At 47.8% G+C, this 19,561-nt stretch carries 20 protein-coding genes; 17 read left to right on the top strand and 3 right to left on the bottom strand.

Annotation, left to right across the window (positions count from 1 at the left end):
• Positions 1-9: 9 nt before the first annotated feature.
• From ACI77B_RS07860 to ACI77B_RS07825, 8 genes are all read left to right on the top strand, one after another.
• Positions 10-381: a hypothetical protein gene (locus tag ACI77B_RS07860; protein WP_409336301.1), complete on the top strand. Its 372-nt coding sequence runs from the start codon at positions 10-12 to the stop codon at positions 379-381.
• A 9-nt stretch (positions 382-390) separates the two neighbouring features.
• Entirely contained in the window at positions 391-885 is a 495-nt protein-coding gene (locus ACI77B_RS07855; RefSeq protein ID WP_409336300.1) for an H-type lectin domain-containing protein, read from the top strand.
• A 9-nt stretch (positions 886-894) separates the two neighbouring features.
• Positions 895-2,553: a hypothetical protein gene (locus ACI77B_RS07850; protein WP_409336299.1), complete on the top strand. Its 1,659-nt coding sequence runs from the start codon at positions 895-897 to the stop codon at positions 2,551-2,553.
• Positions 2,554-2,556: 3 nt separating this feature from the next.
• The gene (locus ACI77B_RS07845) at positions 2,557-4,791 is read left to right on the top strand and encodes a DUF859 family phage minor structural protein (protein ID WP_409336298.1); all 2,235 of its coding nucleotides are present in this window, start codon (positions 2,557-2,559) and stop codon (positions 4,789-4,791) included.
• A gap of 15 nt (positions 4,792-4,806) precedes the next feature.
• Complete coding sequence (locus tag ACI77B_RS07840; protein WP_409336297.1) at positions 4,807-5,232, top strand: phage holin family protein; 426 nt, start codon at positions 4,807-4,809, stop codon at positions 5,230-5,232.
• Positions 5,222-5,920, top strand: a complete 699-nt coding sequence (locus tag ACI77B_RS07835) for an N-acetylmuramoyl-L-alanine amidase (protein ID WP_409336296.1) — start codon at positions 5,222-5,224, stop codon at positions 5,918-5,920. Before ACI77B_RS07840 ends, ACI77B_RS07835 begins: the two co-directional genes overlap by 11 nt.
• 482 nt (positions 5,921-6,402) lie before the next feature.
• A complete protein-coding gene (locus tag ACI77B_RS07830) occupies positions 6,403-6,756 on the top strand; it encodes a hypothetical protein (RefSeq protein WP_409336295.1) in 354 nt (117 codons plus the stop codon).
• Between the two features lie 121 nt (positions 6,757-6,877).
• A complete protein-coding gene (locus tag ACI77B_RS07825) occupies positions 6,878-7,408 on the top strand; it encodes a hypothetical protein (RefSeq protein ID WP_409336294.1) in 531 nt (176 codons plus the stop codon).
• 253 nt (positions 7,409-7,661) lie between these two features.
• Here the strand turns inward: ACI77B_RS07825 and ACI77B_RS07820 are convergent, their stop codons facing one another.
• Both ACI77B_RS07820 and ACI77B_RS07815 read right to left on the bottom strand, forming a co-directional pair.
• Positions 7,662-7,988 (bottom strand): hypothetical protein, encoded by a 327-nt coding sequence (locus ACI77B_RS07820; protein WP_409336293.1) that lies wholly within the window; start codon positions 7,986-7,988, stop codon positions 7,662-7,664.
• Positions 7,989-8,022: 34 nt separating this feature from the next.
• Positions 8,023-8,238, bottom strand: a complete 216-nt coding sequence (locus ACI77B_RS07815) for a CPCC family cysteine-rich protein (RefSeq protein WP_409336292.1) — start codon at positions 8,236-8,238, stop codon at positions 8,023-8,025.
• A gap of 472 nt (positions 8,239-8,710) precedes the next feature.
• Between ACI77B_RS07815 and ACI77B_RS07810 the strand changes: the two genes are divergently transcribed.
• From ACI77B_RS07810 to ACI77B_RS07770, 9 genes are all read left to right on the top strand, one after another.
• Positions 8,711-9,004, top strand: a complete 294-nt coding sequence (locus tag ACI77B_RS07810; RefSeq protein ID WP_409336291.1) for a hypothetical protein — start codon at positions 8,711-8,713, stop codon at positions 9,002-9,004.
• Complete coding sequence (locus ACI77B_RS07805; protein WP_409336290.1) at positions 8,994-10,139, top strand: DUF2800 domain-containing protein; 1,146 nt, start codon at positions 8,994-8,996, stop codon at positions 10,137-10,139. Before ACI77B_RS07810 ends, ACI77B_RS07805 begins: the two co-directional genes overlap by 11 nt.
• The gene (locus tag ACI77B_RS07800; RefSeq protein WP_409336289.1) at positions 10,136-10,681 is read left to right on the top strand and encodes a DUF2815 family protein; all 546 of its coding nucleotides are present in this window, start codon (positions 10,136-10,138) and stop codon (positions 10,679-10,681) included. Before ACI77B_RS07805 ends, ACI77B_RS07800 begins: the two co-directional genes overlap by 4 nt.
• 13 nt (positions 10,682-10,694) lie before the next feature.
• On the top strand, positions 10,695-10,856 hold the full coding sequence (locus ACI77B_RS07795) for a hypothetical protein (protein WP_409336288.1): 162 nt from the start codon (positions 10,695-10,697) through the stop codon (positions 10,854-10,856).
• A 53-nt stretch (positions 10,857-10,909) separates the two neighbouring features.
• The gene (locus ACI77B_RS07790; RefSeq protein WP_409336287.1) at positions 10,910-13,792 is read left to right on the top strand and encodes a DNA polymerase; all 2,883 of its coding nucleotides are present in this window, start codon (positions 10,910-10,912) and stop codon (positions 13,790-13,792) included.
• Positions 13,793-13,862: 70 nt separating this feature from the next.
• Positions 13,863-14,048 carry an SHOCT domain-containing protein gene (locus tag ACI77B_RS07785; protein WP_409336286.1) on the top strand — a complete coding sequence of 62 codons (186 nt, stop codon included), beginning with the start codon at positions 13,863-13,865 and terminating at the stop codon, positions 14,046-14,048.
• A gap of 51 nt (positions 14,049-14,099) precedes the next feature.
• The gene (locus tag ACI77B_RS07780) at positions 14,100-15,647 is read left to right on the top strand and encodes a recombinase family protein (protein WP_409336285.1); all 1,548 of its coding nucleotides are present in this window, start codon (positions 14,100-14,102) and stop codon (positions 15,645-15,647) included.
• Positions 15,648-15,649: 2 nt separating this feature from the next.
• The gene (locus tag ACI77B_RS07775; protein WP_409336284.1) at positions 15,650-16,057 is read left to right on the top strand and encodes an integrase; all 408 of its coding nucleotides are present in this window, start codon (positions 15,650-15,652) and stop codon (positions 16,055-16,057) included.
• Complete coding sequence (locus ACI77B_RS07770) at positions 16,058-17,608, top strand: recombinase family protein (RefSeq protein WP_409336283.1); 1,551 nt, start codon at positions 16,058-16,060, stop codon at positions 17,606-17,608.
• A gap of 66 nt (positions 17,609-17,674) precedes the next feature.
• On the opposite strand, the gene ACI77B_RS07765 is transcribed toward ACI77B_RS07770, so the two are convergent.
• Positions 17,675-19,534: a heavy metal translocating P-type ATPase gene (locus ACI77B_RS07765; RefSeq protein ID WP_409336282.1), complete on the bottom strand. Its 1,860-nt coding sequence runs from the start codon at positions 19,532-19,534 to the stop codon at positions 17,675-17,677.
• Positions 19,535-19,561 lie beyond the last annotated feature (27 nt).

Below are 19,561 nucleotides of genomic sequence, written 5' to 3'. Positions count from 1 at the left end.
AGGTGGAATATGACATGGAAAGAACCCAAAACCGACTGGACCGCATCAGACCGGGTCACGCCTTCTGACATGAACCGCATCTGCGGAAATCTAAACGTTCTTCTTCCAACGGGAAACTTGAAAGAGGACTTCAGCTTAAATGACTTCGTGACCGTATCTCAGTGGAATCAGATTTTAAGCACTTTAAACCAGCTGAATGCTGTAACGGGTCTCTCGTCCCCTCTTCCAGGAAGCGACATGACCGCAGAGACCTTTAATCAGGTCGAAGGCTTAATCCAGCAGTTTAATGACCGGATCGAGGTTCTTCTCAACCAGACGAAGGCATCTTCCTACAGCGGAGACCTGATTTACGCAGCAGAAAACTATGCAAGTGGATATTAAGGAGGCTATATGATGGCATTTATCGACCGCGTCGTTGAGCACCCGGGGCGCTATACCCTGACCAACTCCGAAACCGGAGAGGTGCTCGGCACCTTTGATTTTACAAGAGCAGAAGGCACCATCACAACAGAAGGAACGCAGCTTAACGCGGCGAACCTGAACAGCGAGCTTCAGAGCGTCATCACGGAAGTCAATGAAAACGTCAGCGACACAGTAAGCGCCGCGCTTTCACCCTTTACGATTGATTCCAGTCAGAACGTTAAGGTGCGGAATATCCAGAGAGGATCAGCTCAGGTCAGCGCGAAGAAAAACAAGGTGGTGACCAAGCACGTGAACTTTCCGAAGGCTTTCACGTCTGTCCCGTCCGTCACCATCACCCCGATCACCGCGGCTCCAAACAAGCTGTCTTCCAGCGTCAAGAGCGTCACAACCAAGGGTTTTGATCTCTGCCTCTACCGCTCCAGCGACACCGACACCTCGTTTTACTGGATTGCCATGCTTTAGGAGGCCGCTATGGTAGTAAAGACAAAATTTAATGAGCAAGAGTACTTCCTTCATGCCGCCTGGGCTGATGATGAAGCTGGGACGAACTTAAGCCTAGAAGAATCAAGCAATGCCCTTTTTATTGGGCGCTACACCGACCAGTCTAGTGACGAGTCAACGGACCCGGCAAAATACATCTGGCAAGAAATAGAAAGGTCCGACGATGTTCCAGGCTCTTTCGATGACATTGAAGAACGTCTGGAAGAACTGGAAGATATGGCAGATGACCTTTCCGCGGACGCGGAAGTAAACTCTATGGACATTACCCTAACCCAGGAAAACGCCGACACGGAGATTGGAAACGTCAATCTTCTCGTTTCTACGAATCAGGGAGTAACCGGTTGGTCCGCTTCCGGAAATCTTACGCTTTCAGAAAATGAGGAAGGCATCTATACCGATTTAGATACTGTGAATTACCTGACCGTAACCTGCACAGCATCTGGAGAAAACAGCATTTTCTTTTCTGCAGCGGACCTTAGAAATGTACTAGACAGTCAGCCGGAAGGAAACAGCTACACCATCTCAGCCGATATCAGGATGTCAGAGCTATTTACGATTCCTGTCTGTATGCAGGATCAAGGCGGAAGCAATGTCCAAATCGTCTTCTCAGACATCGACAATACGGCTGCAGACACTGAAACCGATAACGCTAACGTCTGGGTCCACTACTCCTCCACCGCTCTTTCGCTTGGAGTAGCCGCATCTTCCCAGAATCTTTCTTTTGACCTATCTGCGATGCCGGATGGAGCAATCCTTGACATCGCAAATCTTAAAATCGAGGCAGGCGCCCTGGCGACTCCATGGAGAGAGTCTCTATCTGAGATCAACGCAAAAGCAGACGCCGCAAGGAAAGCCGCTGATCAGGCCCAGCAGACAGCAGACGGACTTGATACGTCTGTTTCTGGCCTCCAGGAAGACGTCTATGGAGATGGCGGAATCACAGAAACCATCACAGGATTAATCGGAGAGACCAAAACCGTTACCGATGAAGCAGGAGAAGTGATCTATGATGAAATCACTTATACCGATTCTGACGGGACGACGCACACCGAAAAGGTCGCAAGAACCGAGCGGATTCCGGGTAGGCTGGATGAACTGGACACAAAAGTTCAGGATGCAGCAGACCAGGCGAAAGAAGCCCTTGATGGTCAGGAGAAGCTTTCCGCGATGAAGTCCTCCGTTGATGAGGCAAAGGAAATCTTAAAAGAATGGTCTCTTGACGATGGATCCGGAAACATCGATGGAAGCAAGATCGGAAAAGGAACCATTACCTCAGAAAAGATCGCAGCAGGCGCCCTTCTCATTTCAAACTTCTCTCAGGAGGCTCTGAACCTCATCAACGAGCCGCTAAAGTACATCCGATCTGCAGAAGTAGACGGAGAGCTCGTGATAGAGATCGGAGAAGAAGGATCGCCCTACAAAGTGACCATCAGCAAGCAAGGCATGAACCTTTACGCAGGCGGAGCTGTCTCCGCCTTTTTTAATACCGACACCATGAAAATCACAAAAGCAAGGATCATTGAGTCTATCCGTTTTGGAAGCGCGGGTGACAATAAAGACGACTTTGCCTTTGTCCCTCAGCCAAATGGAAATCTGTCTTTTAAACTTCTGGAAGATCAGGAAGGATAAGCTATGCCAGCTACAATTTCAATTGGAATTATCGAAAACAGCACATCGGTCTCTTCAAACAGTTCGAACGTCACCGTCAAAGTCACCGCAAAATGGACCTCCGGAACCTTTGATCATAACCCGCCAAAGCTCACCGTCACTATTGATGGAGACAAATACACCAAGTATGTCAGTCTGAATCCAAATAACACAACGAGCGGAAGCAATACCATCTACAGCAAAACGCTGGATATCGAGCATAACTCAGACGGGTCGAAAAAGCTGACGGTTTCCGCGTCTTACGCGACCAGCACGAGCTCAGGAACCGTGAAGGACTCTTTAACGAAAACGCTCACCACGATCGCAAGAAAATCCGCTCCGACCTGCCCCTCTTCAGGAACGCTTGGGACAGCTCTCACCATTAACACGAACCGGAAATCCTCTTCCTTTACCCATACGCTGACCGCTTCCTGGAATGGAAAAACAGATACGATTGCGACCAAAACGAATGCAGCCTCGGTCAGCTGGACGCCGCCTCTTTCCTGGTGCACGGAAGGGCTATCTGGGACCTGCACGATCACCTGCACTACATATAACGGTTCTACTTCTCTTGGAAGCAACAGCTGCAGTTTGACATTAAAGCGGCCAGAAACAAGCGTTCTTTTTCTCTCCGCATCTTCCTGCATCGTTGACGGGGCAAATTCAGTAGAAATAACGACTCAGGGGAACTACTCCGGCTACACGCATCACCTTTATTACCAGGTAAACAGCGTGACGGGGACAGACGGAATTGCGGATTCTTCTGCCGTGGGAACGACCAGCTTTACCCCGCCACTTGATCTTCTGAATCAGATCACAATCTCCACGTCTTCTTCCTGCACGGTCTTTCTGGAAACCTGCTACGAAGGCAGTGTGCTTGCTACAGATCAGGAGGGATTGACTCTGATCGTGCCATCATCCGTCATCCCAACAGCAGAGATCACCGAGGTCACCGATACGGTTTTTTATGATGCGTATCAAACAGAAACCCTCCTCCAGCATTATGGAGGCTTTGTCTCTGGAAAATCCATTCCAAAGATAAAAATCACGGGAACGGAAAGCTACAGCTCTCCCATTAAGACCTATTTTGCTGGCTTTACGGAAGGAAGCTACCTGTCTTCTTCCCTGCCAGTAATTACAGCGGATGCAGAAATCAAAGAAGGTTCTACCTTGCTTTCCGCCTTTGTCATGGACGGTAGATCCAGAAGTTCTGTTACTGCAGAAAAAGAAATCACAGTCCTTCCCTACGCTTCTCCATCTGTCACAACGCTAAAGGCTGCCCGCATGAGCGAAGATAGCGACGGTAACCTTACGGCTGACGAGTCTGGGAGCTGCCTACGCGTAAGCTACGGGATCTCCGTAAGTTCATTAAACAGCAAGAATTCAAAATCTGCCGTTCTGACCTGGATGAATCTCACCGACAAGTCCACTGGCACAATTAATCTGACCATGACGGGCTACCAGGCGTCTGGCCAGCTTGATCTTAAAGACGCGGATGGCTATGTACAATTTCTTCCAACCAGCCGCTATCAGCTTTCTCTGACCGTCACGGATGACTTTGGATCTGGCAGCGCGACTACTATTGTTCAGACCGCCGAAGTCATTATGGATTTTCACGCGGAAGGAAAAGGCCTTGCGATTGGGAAGATCTCAGAAGGATCCGGCTTTGAATGTCAGTACGATGCTAAGTTCAACGGCGGGCTCAATTATAAAGGGAAGGAGCTTCTTGATCTCATTTACCCGGTGGGATCGATTTACCTATCGGTAAACCCTGCATCTCCTTCTGATCTGTTTGGAGGGACCTGGGAAAGGATCAAAGACACCTTCCTTCTTGGAGCTGGCGACGCGTACGCCGCGGGAAGCACCGGAGGATCGGAAGACGCTGTCGTGGTCAAACATAACCACCTGCAGCAGAGCCACACCCACGAGCAGAGTCCCCATAAGCATGGGCCAAGTCTGGATGGTTCGCGGTATCTCTACTATAACTATAGCGACGTGCAAACAGGTGTCAGCGAACGATCCGTCGCTTCTGCCAGCGGAAATTACAAGGCTCCAGTTATCAACAATTCAGCGACCGACTGGAAAGGCGCAACCTACACTTCAAGTGAAACCGCAGAAAACCTGGAGACAACTGCTGTTAATATCGAAACCGGCGTTGACGGATCCGGGAAAAACATGCCACCCTATCTCACCGTTTACATGTGGAAACGCACCGCATGAGAAAGGAGAACAGCCATGAAAGAATTCTGGGCAGTGATAAAAATGATCTTTGCCGTCCTAGGTGGATGGATCGGCTACTACCTTGGAGGATGCGATGGGCCACTTTATGCACTCATCGTCTTTGTTGTTTGTGACTACATCACAGGAGTCATGAGCGCGATCGCAGATAAGAAACTTTCCAGCAACGTGGGCTTTAAAGGAATCGCAAGGAAAGCTCTGATCTTTCTTCTGGTTGGCGTCGCCAACATCGTAGACCTTCACGTTCTTGGAAAGGCCGGAGTCGTTCGGACTGCAGTCATTTTCTTTTATATCAGTAATGAAGGAATCAGCCTCTTGGAAAACGCAGGCCGGCTTGGTCTTCCGATTCCAAGCAAACTCAAGGCAGTGTTAGAACAGCTTCATGACGAAGCAGAAAGAGATGGTGTAAAGAATGAAGATTAACAAAATGATCAGTAAATACAACCAGGAAAGCCGCTACGGGCAGACCGTGAAATTTATCGTCATTCATTACGTCGGCGCCGTCAGCTCGGCGAAGAACAACTGCATCTACTTCTGTGGCGGAAACCGGAGAGCCTCCGCTCACTACTTTGTGGACAGCGAAATCTGGCAGTGCATCCCAGAAAGCAAGACCGCCTGGCACTGCGGAGGTGGCCTGCTTGACACAGGAAGAGCCATGAATCAGGGAAACCGCGGAGCCACCTACTTTCATGTCTGCACGAATTACAACTCCATTGGAATCGAGCTTTGCTGCTACAAGAAAAACGGAATGGTGGTACCGACGCCGACTGCCATTGAAACCGCCGCTCCTCTGGTAAAGCACCTGATGAAAAAATACAATGTCCCGGCCTCTCACGTGATCCGGCACTTTGACGTCAATGGAAAGATCTGTCCAAACGGATATATTTCTGCTAAAGCTTGGGCCGTTCTTCACAAGAAACTGACGGGAAGCTCTTCTTCAGGCAGTTCCTCTTCCAAAACTTCTAGCAGCAGCAAGAAATCTACTACGGAAATTGCCAAGGAAGTCATCGCCGGAAAATGGGGTAACGGAACCGAGCGAAAACAGAAACTCACCGCCGCCGGATACGACTACGCCGCCGTGCAGGAAAAAGTCAATCAGCTGCTGAAATAAAGTGCGCCCACTGGCATCCCCTCATCGGGACGCTGGTGGGCTTTTTTCACATAAAAATACCGCCCGAGGGCGGCAAGAAATTTAGTCCTCCTCCGTGATACAACCCATCGCTATAACCTAACTCCGCCTCAGTATAAATGTCTGCAATGTAACCATTCTCAGACACTTCTTCAAGTTCGTCGACTTTAGCTTCATCTATGTTTACAAAAAAAGAAAAGACCCAAAAAGGAATGACGCCTTGGGAACCCGCTGTTTCTTTCTGAGATTTCCTCAAACCGCGATAATTGTTTCAAACTATTGGCCCTGCCACAATTAGAATGATTTCCCAGTTGGTGTCATAAAATAATCTCACTACCTCTTCTTGACACCATCAAGGGAAATAATAGATTGAACGATAATACATTCAGTTGTATAATCAAGTAAAGCGAATTGTTCAAAGAACAAGATATGTAAAGCGATTATTTTAAAGGAGGAAAACAGAAATGAAAATTTGGAAATTAGTATCGGGTATTTTATCTATAGTTTTATCGGTTTTCGTTGTTTTCCAGTCAGGTGCTGCAGGAATGTATAATGCACTTGATGGTAACAACCAATCCAGCGGCTCGGCGGGATTATTTGTCGCTATACTTATGCTAGCAGCAGGAATTGTTTCGATTGCAATTAGAAACAAGACTGGAAAAGGCGGAAACATTGCTTTAATAATTCTCTTTGGATTGGCAGCCTTACTCGGATTCTCAATGGCTGGTGATTATTCAGATTTACGCATATGGGCGGGTTGGTGCCTGATATGTGCAGTACTGGCTATTATTTCGATTATAAAATCCAAGAAAGCATAGCGGATAGATAATGTAACCATTAATTTATAAACTATTCGATAATGTGAAAATTCTCAAAACAAATTTATCACGAAGCTACGTTGATTTCTGCTGAATAGCAATGCGAATGAGGTAAGGAAAAATGAAAGTAATCAAAAGGATTGCAGTATTCGCTCTAATCACAGTGATCGCTTTTGCGTTCACAGCGTGTGGATCGGACAGTTCTGATAGTGGCAGTTCTTCAAGTACAAAAAAACCTAAAGTTTCGTACCAAACTATCTATAGTGAGTACAGTTCAAAAATCAAAAAGGCTGGAACCAATGCCGTAAAAGAATATCAAAAAAAGGCAGCTGGAAAAAGCGACATTAACGACCTGGCAACTATAGCGAATGATCAAGTTCAGACAATCGCAGATGTACAGGTTGAAGGAGGAGAAAAACTCGCGGCTCACATGGCCTCAAAGGGCGATGAGTACGAAGTATACGATAAATGGTTCAAAAAGCTTTATGAAGTTTACAATCATCAGGGTATGAGAGTTTACAAAGTTTATATTGGACAATATCTCGATACGATCCCTGGCATATCGGATGAATTAAAAAAACAGACTATGGATCAGTTATCTGAGCAAATGGAAGAGTCCATGAAACAGATGGCTCCGGAGAAAGCCGAATAATATCTCGCTATAAAACCATATAATGGTTATAATAATACTTACAAAATAAATTATTTATCACCTGCTCATTAAGCGCTCCTAAAATTCTACGAACGATACCTGTAGGATTCTGTGCGCTTAATGAGCTTTATTAATTGAGCCATTATACGACCAAAGATAAAGATCGCCTTTATCGCCTTTGCAAACTATCCATGTTCATCGCGAGAATGGATAAACGAAAGTACTCCATATTCTAAAAAATTCTCTCAGGCAATCAGACATACGAATGGAAACTGTACTCGATATTGTTCTGATTACAGAGATCTGTCATTTTCCTCAGTCCATCCGTACCGCTGAATTCACGCACAAGCGCCGCCTTCGGATCATCCGTTCCTTCAATCAGTTCCAGCAGTTTCTCTGCATTCTCGGCATCCAGATTATACCAATATTCATAATCGTCATCTCCCCAGGAATCGTCCACAACAGGGCCAATCTCATAGCCACTGAAATGCAGACCTTCATCATCGCCGGAAACCCGGATGTGAACATCCACTTTTTTACTGCTGATGTCACACAACACCATATCAGAAAAATTGATCATATTCTTTTCCTTTCTCTCTGAGTCTTGCTACTCCTCATTTATTAAAGGTTACGGATTTCTTCCGATACTCTTCTCTGTACTGGTTCAAGCTTAAATTATTAGCGCCGCCTGCATAGGTCGGGTCGTCCTCCTGCACCGGGTCGCTTTGCCAATAACAGACCGGACAAATATCATCCTCTTCTTCAATCACACTCTTTCCGCAAATCGGACAAATCTTAGGATAAACATCGCTTTCTCTAATCACTGCCATCAGCCTCCCGCTGCTTTAGGTCTTTTTTCAAAGCGGTAAATCCTTACCTGATTTCATTTTAGCGATGACACCTTGCCGAGTCAATTTATTCAACACCCAAAAATCACCCCTGTTCCGTCCTTGCTCTCCGTCCCCCAACTGGATTACCTTCACGCATTCCAGTTCCAGTGATTACAACACTGGATCAGCTTTTCTGGATCGACTTTCCTCTCAGTGTTTTCAATGCTTCCCGGCTGCTCTATTCCACTGTTCCAGTATTTTCTATTAAAAATAAAAATAGAGATATATACCCATATAGACACATATATACATATATACGCTATATAAAGAATTCACTGGAATACTGGATCACTGGAACAGGCACGGTTTGTCTTTTTTGATCAAACTTTTTTCTTCCTGCGAGTACGGATTTCGGGTTTTCCTTTGACGGAGGATATGTAAGGTAAAACAAACACTCAGGAAAGGAGAAGTAATGATTATCCGAAAAGACGATTTAACCAGCCTGATTAAACACATCCGGGAAACTGCAGACGACTTAGAGCGGATCGTGAATGCGCCGATGGAAAAAAGCGCTGAAGTCAAGAAAGAAGACAATATTCAGCTTTCCGACATCCGGGCCGTTCTCGCCGCAAAATCCAGAGAGGGCTATGGGGACAAGGTCCGTGCTCTCATAAAAAGTTACGGTGCGGACAAGCTCTCCGCTATCGATCCCTCACACTACAGCGAGATGCTGAAAGAAGCGGAGGTGTTTGGAAGTGCCAGCTAGAACCCACGCCATTCTCTCCCCTTCCAGCGCGGAAAGATGGCTTCACTGCACCAGAGCGCCTAGGTTTGAGCTTGAGTTCACAGATAAAGAAACGCCTGCCGCGGCGGAAGGAACAGCGGCTCACGCACTGGCCGAGCACAAGCTTAAAAGGGCTTTAAAGATGAGAAGCCGAAGACCAATATCTAGCTTTGATTCAGACGAGATGGAAAGCTGCACCGACGACTACCGGGACTACATCTTGGAGCAATGGGAGAAAGAGAAACAGACTTGTCCGGACGCGAAAGTCTATGTGGAGACAAAATTAGATCTGACAAGATACGTTCCTGGATCCTTTGGCACCTCAGACTGCATCATCGTGTCAGACAATAGGCTCCATGTCATCGACTTTAAGTACGGCCAGGGAATTGTCGTTAAAGCAGAAGAAAATCCACAGATGAAGCTGTATGCCCTTGGAGCACTCGACTTGTACGAACACCTCTATGATTTCACGGAAGTCGCCATGACAATCTTTCAGCCGCGGCGGGAAAACATCAGCACCTGGACCGAGTCTGTAAAAGAGCTAAAGAAATGGGCCAAAGAAGAGTTAAAGCCTAAAGCGAAATTAGCAGATGAAGGAACTGGAGATTTCTGCTGCGGCGACTGGTGTCTCTTCTGTAAGGCTTCGGTCAAGTGCCGGGCAAGAGCAGAAGTAAATCTTTCCCTTGCCAGGAAGGAATTTGCCCTTCCGCCAAAGCTCTCAGACGAAGAGATTGAAGAGATCCTGCCTCAGCTTCCAAGGCTCACCAAATGGGCAAATGATGTCACGGCCTACGCCTCAGACATGGCGATCCACCACGGGAAGAAATGGAAAAACTGGAAGCTCGTTCATGGAAGAAGCAATCGCAGATACAAAGATGAAAGCGCCGTGATCAAGGCAGCAGAAAAGGCAGGCTTTCACGATATCTATAGCAGAAAATTGATTTCCATCACCGAAATGGAAAAGCTGATGGGAAAGAAGACCTTTCAAGATGTCTTAGGAGGCTTAATCATGAAGCCCCCTGGGAAACTGACGCTGGTGCCAAGCAGTGATAAAAGGCCAGAAGTAAACATCGCAAATGCAAAAGAAGAATTTCAAACATTGGAGGAAGAAAAATGAAGAACAGAACAAAAGTCGTAACCGGTACCGTCAGACTCTCCTACGCAAACGTGTGGGAACCAAAATCCATCAATGGAGGAAAGGAAAAATACAGCACCTCCCTGATCATCTCTAAAGAAGATAAGGAGACCATTGAGAAAATCAACAAGGCCGTCGATGCCGCCATTGAAGAAGGCATCGGAAAGTTCGGAGGAAAAAAGCCAAATAAAGCAGCGCTGAAGCTCCCTCTTCGGGATGGCGACACGGAAAAAGATGACCCGGCTTACGCAAATAGCTACTTTATCAATGCGAACAGTATGACGCCGCCTCAGATCGTAGACGGTAGAGTCCAGCCGATTCTGGACCGCTCGGAAGTCTACAGCGGGGTTTACGCCAGAGTCTCCATCAACTTCTACGCCTTCAACACCAACGGAAACAAAGGCGTTGCCTGCGGCTTAGGAAACATACAGAAAGTACGTGACGGAGAGCCCCTTGGCGGCCATAGCAATGCAGCAGATGACTTCACCGCTCTGGAAAGTTCTGAAGATGATTTCCTGGCATAGATAAGGAGGATATATGAACCTACCCGCAATTCTCTTCACGATTCTTGTCCTCAGCTTCAGCCTTCTATTGCTGACCTTTACGTTCCTTGGGTTTAAACTTCTTCTTGATTTGATCCGGGAGGATAAAAGGAAAGCAGCAAGAAGAGCGCTCCGGCAGAACGAACGTGACGCATAAGACTACAAAGGGCGGCGAGATTTTCTTGCTGCCCTTTTTTCTGAGGTGAAAACATGAAAACACTTCATATCGATATCGAAACCTATTCCAGCATCAACCTAAGCAAGTCTGGCGTCTACCGCTACGCAGAGGCTCCTGATTTTGAGATCCTGCTCTTTGGTTACGCCATGGACGATGAGCCTGTACATGTCGTGGATCTAACGGCAAAAGGTAAACTTTCAAGAGAAATCTTGGACGCTCTGACAGACGATGCGGTTACCAAATGGGCCTTTAATGCAAACTTTGAGAGAATCTGTTTATCTAACTATCTTCATCGTTATTACCCAGGAAAAATTACCACAAAGTATCTAAATCCAAAGAGCTGGCGCTGCTCCATGATCTGGTCGGCTTATCTTGGTCTTCCATTATCTTTAAAGGGAGCTGGCGCAGCCTTAGGATTAGAAGAACAAAAACTGACAGAAGGAAAAAACTTAATTCGCTATTTCTGCATGCCCTGCACGCCGACAAAGACAAACAGAGGTAGGACAAGGAACCTCCCTTCTGACGCACTTGACAAGTGGGATCTCTTTAAAGCATATAACAAACGGGATGTAGAAGTGGAAATGTCCATCCAAAAGAAACTCTCTAACTACCCTGTCCCAGATTTCGTCTGGGAAGAATACTGCTTAGATCAGAAAATCAACGACCGCGGGATCAGAATTGACCAGACGCTCGTTCAGTACGCCATTGCAATCGATGAAAAGTCAAAAGAGCAGCTGACAAGAAAGCTCAAGGACCTGACTGGGCTGGAAAACCCAAACAGCGTGATGCAGATGAAAAGCTGGCTAAGAAAACGTGGGATTACGACAGATACCCTTGGAAAGAAAGCGGTAGCAGAGCTGATCAAAACTGCGCCACCAGACATTCAGGAAGTCCTGAAGCTCCGGCAAAGGCTCGCGAAATCCTCTGTGCGAAAATACCAGGCCATGGAAAACGCAGCCTGCACAGATCAGAGAGCTCGCGGGATGTTTCAGTTCTACGGAGCCAACCGGAGCGGAAGATTTTCCGGGCGCCTCATTCAGCTTCAGAACCTTCCAAGAAACACAATGCCAGATTTAAAAGAAGCAAGAGATATGGTGAAAACCTGTGATTACGAAAGTCTTAAGTTACTCTATGACGACATCCCAGATACCTTAAGCCAGCTGATCCGCACTGCTTTTATCCCTCGCGACGGCTACAAGTTCATCGTTTCGGACTTTTCCTCCATTGAAGCTAGAGTCCTCGCCTGGCTGGCAAAAGAAACCCACACAATGGATGCCTTTGCTAAGGGTGAAGATATCTACTGCTCCACCGCTTCTGCCATGTTTGGAGTTCCCGTGGTGAAGCACGGCATCAACGGAGAGCTTCGGCAGAAAGGAAAAATCGCGGTTCTCGCCTGCATTGCAGAAGGAGAAAAAGTCCTTACAAACCATGGCTTAAGACCAATAGAAAAAGTAACCAAGGATGACCTTCTATGGGATGGAATATCCTGGGTAAAGCATGACGGCGTTATCTACAGAGGAAGAAGAGAGGTGATTACCTATGAAGGACTTACCGCAACACCAGACCATCTCGTATTCATCGAAGGGAAACCTCGGCCAGTATACCTTGCAGAAGCCGCCAGAAGCGGCGCACATCTCATCAAAACCGGAAATAGTGGGCAGGCAATATGGCTGGGTGAAAATCATCAGTCCTCAAAAGAGATGGAACCAAACATGGAATCACTGCTACGTATTAACCCAGTGCACTGGCTGCGGAAGAATTCAGTGGACGGATCTTGGAAATCTGAGAAACGGAAAATCCAAGGGCTGTCAGCATTGCTCTCAACCAAGGAAAATACCGAAATGGCTGGACAGACGGCTTACCGCTGCAAGGCAGAGATGCACAAATCCAAAGGACAGAAATTTTCAAAACTACGGAGGCCGCGGAATAAAATTCGAATTCGAGTCAGTAACAGAAGCAGGACTTTATCTTATTCGTACTTTCGGACTTCCAAGCCGGGAAATGGAAATCGACCGGATCAACAACAATGGAAATTATGCACCCGGAAATATCCGGTTCGTAACTCACAGGCAGAACCAGGCAAACAGAAGAAATACTGTATTAAGCGAATTCCAACAGAAATACTGGCCCTACGCCAGAAGTGTTGTGGTCAAAAAGCTGAGTCAGGGATTGGACCGAGCCGGAATTATAGAAAGTGCAGAGCAGGCAGTCAAGGAAAAGAGGAAAAACTGGCGGCTCATCGAGGCAAGGTTAGAGTTTATGACATACGAAATGCCGGACCGAATCATCGTTTTACCGTATCGGGGAAATTAGTTCATAACTGCGGTTACGGAGGATCTGTAGGAGCGCTAAAGGCTATGGGCGCTTTAGAGATGGGCCTTACCGAAGACGAACTTCCTGGCATTGTTTCATCATGGCGAAAAGCCAATCCTAATATCGTAAAACTCTGGTGGGATGTGGACCGAGCGGTCAAGACGGCAGTGAAAAACAAGGCAGTGACGAAAACCCATAGCCTGACGATCAAATGCCAAAGCCAGATGCTCTTTATCACCCTGCCATCAGGCCGGAGACTTTCCTATGTGAAGCCTCAGATTGGTGAGAACCGGTTTGGAGAAGAATCTGTCACCTACATGGGAGTTGGGCAAGCGAAAAAGTGGGAGCGGATTGAGTCTTACGGGCCAAAGTTCGTGGAGAACATCATCCAGGCTATTGCAAGAGACATCCTCTGCTATGCCATGCGCACCCTCTCAGACTGCTCTATTGTCGCCCACGTTCACGATGAGCTGATTATTGAGTGCCCGATGGAAACTGAGGTGAAAGAGATCTGTGACCTGATGGGAAGGACGCCTCCCTGGGCGCCCGGGCTTCTCCTTCGGGCAGACGGATACGAATGCGTGTTCTACAAAAAAGACTAGATTTTCAGAAGTCCCGAGTACGGACTTCTGATTTTCTTTTGACGGAAGACCTGTAAGGAGGCTTCCGAAAATGAGTGAAACATACTATACGAAAGAAAAACTGCAGGACGAACTAAACTACCAGAGAGCGCAGAAAATCGCAGAGCTTCTCTTGGATTCTGGTCTGATCAGCATTGAAGAGTTCAATCGGTTATCCGACATCAATTTTAAGACCTTTCCTCCCCTGCTTGCGGAAATCTATCCAGATAAAGCTTGATAAATTCCCGATTCAGAGTGATGAATAGACAAAAGCAAGGAGGTAACCATATTGAAGAAAGTAACAAAAATAGAAGAAACAAGAGCAAAGAAAAGACTTAGGACGGCTGCCTACTGCCGCGTGTCCACCGATATGGACGCGCAGCTGGAAAGCCTAGAAACGCAGAAACAGCACTACGAAAGCTACATCGCAGCAAGACCAGATCTATTGTTTGCAGGGCTTTACTTTGACGAAGGCATCACCGGGACAAAGAAAGACAAGCGCCCGGAGCTAATGCGTTTAATGAAAGACTGCAAGGAAGGAAAAATCGACTTCGTGATCACTAAGTCGATCAGCCGCTTCTCAAGGAACACGGCAGACTGTCTTCAGCTGGTACGTGAACTTTTGTCGCTTCACATTCCGATCTGGTTTGAAAAAGAAAACATCGACACCGGAACCATGGAAAGCGAGCTGCTGCTTTCCCTCCTCTCGAGTATGGCTCAGGATGAATCATCGTCTATTTCTCAGAACAGCAAATGGTCCATTCAAAAACGGTTTGAAAGCGGCACCTTTAAAGCAGGAAGCGTGCCCTACGGCTACGACTGGAAAGATGGAAAGATGTCTGTGAATCCATCTCAGGCAGAAATTGTAAAAGGGATCTTCACTTCCCTTCTTTCAGGAAAAGGAATGACCGCCATCGCAAAGGATCTGAATGAAAAGAAAATCCCAAGTAAACGCGGCGGCAGATGGTCAGAAAGCACGCTTCGGGGAATGGTCACAAACGAAAAGTACACGGGAGACTGCCTGTTTCAAAAGACCTGGACCGATTCTGAGTTTAACCGGCACCACAATCATGGAGAACAGACGATGTACCTCTGCCATAACCACCACGAGGCGATCATCAGCCACGAAGAGTTCGATGCTGCGCAGAAACTGATTCATCAGCATGCAGAAGAAAAAGGAATCCAAAGCCAATGCCGTAAATACCAGAAGCGCTACCCTTTTTCCGGAAAAATTATCTGCAGCGAGTGCGGCGGCGTGTTTCGAAGAAGAATCTGCTCCAGCAGTCTCAACCGCTACGCGGTCTGGAGCTGCCAGACCCATATCACCGACAAAGAAAAATGCAGCATGAAGTTTATCCGGGACGATGCGATTCAATACGCCTTTGTCACCATGATCAACAAGCTCGTTTTCTCTAGAAGAACGGTCCTCCGCCCTTATGCGGAGGCGCTCCGAAATTCCTCAAGAGACGACGCTCTCCGAAGAATCCAGCAGATCGAAACCGATCTTGCGCAGAACACCGAGAAGCGGCAAACCCTGACAAAACTATTGGCAGACGGCATCATCAGCCAGGCAATCTGCTTTAAGGAAACAAACGCCCTTAGAAAGGAAGCTGGAGCGCTCCGGAAGGAAAAAGAAACACTTTCCCATTCGGCCTCAAGTGAAGCTGCTATAGCTTCCGCTGCCTTTTCACTCCTGCGGTTCACCGAAAAAGGCGTCATGCTGGATGATTTCGACAAAGAGCTCTTTGAACAGTTCGTAAGCAGAATCACAGTACAAACCAGAAATGAACTTATCTTCAACCTGAAATGCGGACTCGATTTAACGGAAAGGATTTGAACATGTACGGATATGAAATAAAAAACGGTGCCGCTGTGATCGATCAAAAAGCGGCAGAGAAAATCAGGATGCTTTACCAAAACTACCTCTCCGGCATGACCCTGTCGAAAGCCGCCAAAGAGGCTGGGATCGATGCCTGGCATGGGTCTGTCAGTCGGATCCTTGAGAACCGGCATTACCTGGGAGACGATTTCTACCCTGCTCTTATCGATCCCTCTACCTTTAAGCAGGCCGCGGAAGAACGGATGCGGAGAGCCAGAAAGATGGGGCGGACAAAAGGAAAAAGCAAGGAAAAGCCAGAGCGCATCCCTCCGACACGCTTTCACCGTCTCCCAGCGGATCGGTCCTTTGAAAACCCAGAGCAGCAGGCCGAGTATTTATACAGCCTGATTGAAAGCGAGGTGAATTAAATGGCAAACGTAACCATTATCCCCGCCAGAAAACAGGTCGGAAACAGCGTTAAGAAATCGGAAAAGCCAAAGCTGCGTGTAGCCGCATACTGCCGTGTAAGCACCGACTCTGACGAACAGGAAACCAGCTACGAAACGCAGGTCTCCCACTACACGGAGTACATCAAAAGCCACTCGGAATGGGAACTCGCCGGAATCTTCGCCGACGACGGAATCAGCGGCACCAACACAAAGAAGCGTGATGAATTCAACCGCATGATCGACGAATGCATGTCCGGAAACATCGACATGATCATCACCAAGAGCATCAGCCGATTCGCCCGCAACACGCTCGACTGCCTCAAGGACAAGAACATCGCGGTCTGGTTCGAGAAGGAATCCATCAACACGATGGACTCCAAGGGCGAGGTTCTGATCACCATCATGGCAAGCCTCGCGCAGCAGGAATCCCAGTCCCTTTCCCAGAACGTGAAGCTCGGACTACAGTACCGCTACCAGCAGGGAAAGGTACAGGTCAACCACAATCACTTCCTCGGATATACCAAGGACGGCGACGGGCACCTCGTCATCGACCCGGAACAGGCGGAGGTCGTCAAGCGGATCTACCGCGAGTACCTCGAAGGTCTCTCCATGAAGAAGATCGCCGAGGGACTGGAGCAGGACGGCATCCTCACCGGCGCGGGCAAGACAAAATGGTATGACTCGACCATCAACAAGATCCTGCGAAACGAGAAATACATGGGCGACGCCCTGCTTCAGAAAACCGTAACCACGGACTTCCTCACCAAGAAACGCGTACGCAACACCGGAGCCCTGCCGCAATACTATGTGGAAGATGACCATGAAGCCATCATTCCGAAGGAAATCTTCATGCAGGTGCAGGCGGAGCTTGTGCGACGCAGGAAGGTTCACACTGGGCCGAACGGTCAGAAGCGCATCTACTCCGGCAACAACTGCTTCTCCCAGATGGTCGTCTGCGGAGAATGCGGCGAGCTCTACCGGCGCGTCCACTGGAATAACCACGGCTGCAAAAGCATCGTCTGGCGATGCATCAGCCGCCTTGAACCCAGCCGCGCCGCCATGAACTGCACCAGCCGGACCGTCAAGGAAGAACTCCTGCAGAAAGTCACAACCAAGGCGTTCAACCAAATACTCAACGGCAAGGACGGCTTCATCCGGCAGATGCAGGAGAACATCGCAAAAGCGATAATGGACGCCGACACAATGAGCCCGGACGGTATCCAGGCCAGGCTCGATAAGCTGCAGAAGGAGCTCATCCGAAAGGCCAACAGCAAGCAGGACTACGATGCCATCGCCGATGAAATCTTTACGCTGCGCGAGCAGAAATCACAGGCCGAGGCAGACACCCGCAGCCGCGAGGAGACTCGGAAGCGCATCGCCGAGCTGCAGAACTTCATCGGAGGTCAGCAATCCGAAATCACCGAATTCGACGAAAGCCTCGTCCGAAAGCTGATCCAGCAGATCACCGTTTACGATGACCACTTCTCTGTGGAATTCAAATCCGGCATCACAATCGATATCGAAGCATAAAACAAGGCTCCCTCGCTACCGCTGATGGCAGTGTAGGAGCCTTTGTCACGTTATCTACAGAAAGAATTATTCATCTTTTAAGTGTAGCAGAAATGCTGCATTTACTACCACAAATACTGATCCACAGTTATGCCATAAAGCCCCGGTAACGGGAGTAAGAATGCCGATTGCAGAGAGTACTACCGCTGCCAGATTGATGACGAGAGAAGCAATGATATTTACATGAACCTTCCGCATGACCTTCTGCATCAGGTTGAACAGGTACGGAAGACGTTTAATATCATCGCTGACAAGAACAGCATCAGCCGATTCCACCGCGATATCCGAACCAATACCGCCCATCGCAATTCCCGCGTCAGCACTTGTTAAGGCGAGTGCATCATTTACGCCATCACCGATCATGCAGATCGGATCTGCTCCTACGGAATAGCTCTTGATAATATTCATTTTTTCTTCTGGTAAGAGATTAGCGCGAACATCGTTGATTCCTACATTGCCGGCAATCGCTGACGCGGCTTGTTCGTTATCACCCGTCAGCAGCATTGGCGTTATACCAATGGATTTTAGTTTCTCAATCGTTGCTTTTGCGTCTTCACGCACTGTGTCACGAAGAGCTATGAAGCCGATAAGAGTTTTGTCGGTTGCTATATAGACTGCGGTCGCACCCTTGTCAAGTTCAGGTTTGCAAGCGTCTGAACAGGCGCTGATATCTACGCCCTGTTCTTTCATGAAGCCCTCTTTTCCGGCACGGACTGTCTTTCCATCAACTACCGCTGAAATTCCCTGACCAGCAATAACACGAAAATCAGAAATAGCCTCATTCTTCCCGCCACTCTTCTCATATGCGTCCCAGATTGCCTTTCCAAGAGGATGCTCAGATTTTTGCTCCGCCAATGCCGCGATTCTGAGGATCCCATTATCAGAATATGCCTTATCAACAGATACAAAAGCTGTTACCTGTGGTTTTCCGTATGTAATAGTACCGGTTTTGTCAAATGCAACTCTTTTAATTGTTGACAGCCGCTCCACTGCATCACCGGATCGAACAACGATTCCGTACTTTGCAGCATTTCCGATACCGGCAAGGACCGCAGTAGGCGTCGCCAGAATAAAGGCACAAGGGCAAAAAATGACCAGAACTGTAACAGCTCTCATGAATTGTCCGGTAACGATCCATGTGATAATGGCACATGACAGTGCGATCACAACAAGCCATGTTGCCCAACGATCTGCTGCCGTAACAATAGGTGCTTTGTTTTCTTCTGCTTCCTCCGCAAGACGAACCATTCTCTGTAAAGAGCTGTTCTCACTGATCGAATCGGCGCGCATTATAAAAGTTCCAAACTGATTGATCGTTCCGCTGGAAACCGTATCGCCTGCTGCCTTATCCACCGGAATGCTTTCTCCGGTCATAACTGACTGGTCAATTGAAGTTTCACCCTCCAGAATCGTACCGTCTACAGGCACCGTCTCTCCAGCGATAACACTTATAACATCCCCGACCTTGACTTGCTCCACCGGGATTTCTGTTGCAATTTCATCACGCAGCACACGAGCCGTCTGAGGCCTGATGTTAATGAGCTTCTCTATACCTTCTCTCGCTTTTCCGGAAGTATAGTCTTCCAGAAGGGAACCGATCTGCATAATCAGCGCAACTTCACCTGCAGCGAAAAATTCTTTTGTCGCTACAGAAGCTATTAGTGCCAGCGAAACAAGGAGATCCGCTTTAATATCATGTTCACAAATAACTCCTTTGAAAGCTCCCACAAGAATCGGTATCCCGCAAAGAATAATGGCCATCCAGGCAATATCAAAGGGCAATAAATTCATTAATGCGCCGGTAATGCTAAGTACAAGAGAAATTACCGAGATCACCGCGCATACTAAAGTCTCTTTCGGTTCATTTTCAAGCCAATGATTTAGCATATGTCCCTCCTTGACACATGGTGTTCT

This window comes from Eubacterium sp. F2, from assembly GCF_046244355.1.
Lineage (GTDB): Bacteria > Bacillota > Clostridia > Peptostreptococcales > Anaerovoracaceae > Aminicella.
This window is presented reverse-complemented; position numbering and strand designations above follow the sequence as displayed.

What these genes read in the sequence shown, in the direction of transcription:
- ACI77B_RS07800 (WP_409336289.1), top strand. Translation starts at nt 10,136, where the DNA reads ATGAAGAACAGAACAAAAGTCGTAACCGGTACCGTCAGACTCTCCTAC.
- ACI77B_RS07775 (WP_409336284.1), top strand. Translation starts at nt 15,650, where the DNA reads ATGTACGGATATGAAATAAAAAACGGTGCCGCTGTGATCGATCAAAAA.
- ACI77B_RS07860 (WP_409336301.1), top strand. Translation starts at nt 10, where the DNA reads ATGACATGGAAAGAACCCAAAACCGACTGGACCGCATCAGACCGGGTC.
- ACI77B_RS07770 (WP_409336283.1), top strand. Translation starts at nt 16,058, where the DNA reads ATGGCAAACGTAACCATTATCCCCGCCAGAAAACAGGTCGGAAACAGC.
- ACI77B_RS07815 (WP_409336292.1), bottom strand. Translation starts at nt 8,238, where the DNA reads ATGGCAGTGATTAGAGAAAGCGATGTTTATCCTAAGATTTGTCCGATT.
- ACI77B_RS07795 (WP_409336288.1), top strand. Translation starts at nt 10,695, where the DNA reads ATGAACCTACCCGCAATTCTCTTCACGATTCTTGTCCTCAGCTTCAGC.
- ACI77B_RS07825 (WP_409336294.1), top strand. Translation starts at nt 6,878, where the DNA reads ATGAAAGTAATCAAAAGGATTGCAGTATTCGCTCTAATCACAGTGATC.
- ACI77B_RS07840 (WP_409336297.1), top strand. Translation starts at nt 4,807, where the DNA reads ATGAAAGAATTCTGGGCAGTGATAAAAATGATCTTTGCCGTCCTAGGT.
- ACI77B_RS07810 (WP_409336291.1), top strand. Translation starts at nt 8,711, where the DNA reads ATGATTATCCGAAAAGACGATTTAACCAGCCTGATTAAACACATCCGG.
- ACI77B_RS07790 (WP_409336287.1), top strand. Translation starts at nt 10,910, where the DNA reads ATGAAAACACTTCATATCGATATCGAAACCTATTCCAGCATCAACCTA.
- ACI77B_RS07785 (WP_409336286.1), top strand. Translation starts at nt 13,863, where the DNA reads ATGAGTGAAACATACTATACGAAAGAAAAACTGCAGGACGAACTAAAC.
- ACI77B_RS07855 (WP_409336300.1), top strand. Translation starts at nt 391, where the DNA reads ATGATGGCATTTATCGACCGCGTCGTTGAGCACCCGGGGCGCTATACC.
- ACI77B_RS07850 (WP_409336299.1), top strand. Translation starts at nt 895, where the DNA reads ATGGTAGTAAAGACAAAATTTAATGAGCAAGAGTACTTCCTTCATGCC.
- ACI77B_RS07820 (WP_409336293.1), bottom strand. Translation starts at nt 7,988, where the DNA reads ATGATCAATTTTTCTGATATGGTGTTGTGTGACATCAGCAGTAAAAAA.
- ACI77B_RS07830 (WP_409336295.1), top strand. Translation starts at nt 6,403, where the DNA reads ATGAAAATTTGGAAATTAGTATCGGGTATTTTATCTATAGTTTTATCG.
- ACI77B_RS07845 (WP_409336298.1), top strand. Translation starts at nt 2,557, where the DNA reads ATGCCAGCTACAATTTCAATTGGAATTATCGAAAACAGCACATCGGTC.
- ACI77B_RS07835 (WP_409336296.1), top strand. Translation starts at nt 5,222, where the DNA reads ATGAAGATTAACAAAATGATCAGTAAATACAACCAGGAAAGCCGCTAC.
- ACI77B_RS07765 (WP_409336282.1), bottom strand. Translation starts at nt 19,534, where the DNA reads ATGCTAAATCATTGGCTTGAAAATGAACCGAAAGAGACTTTAGTATGC.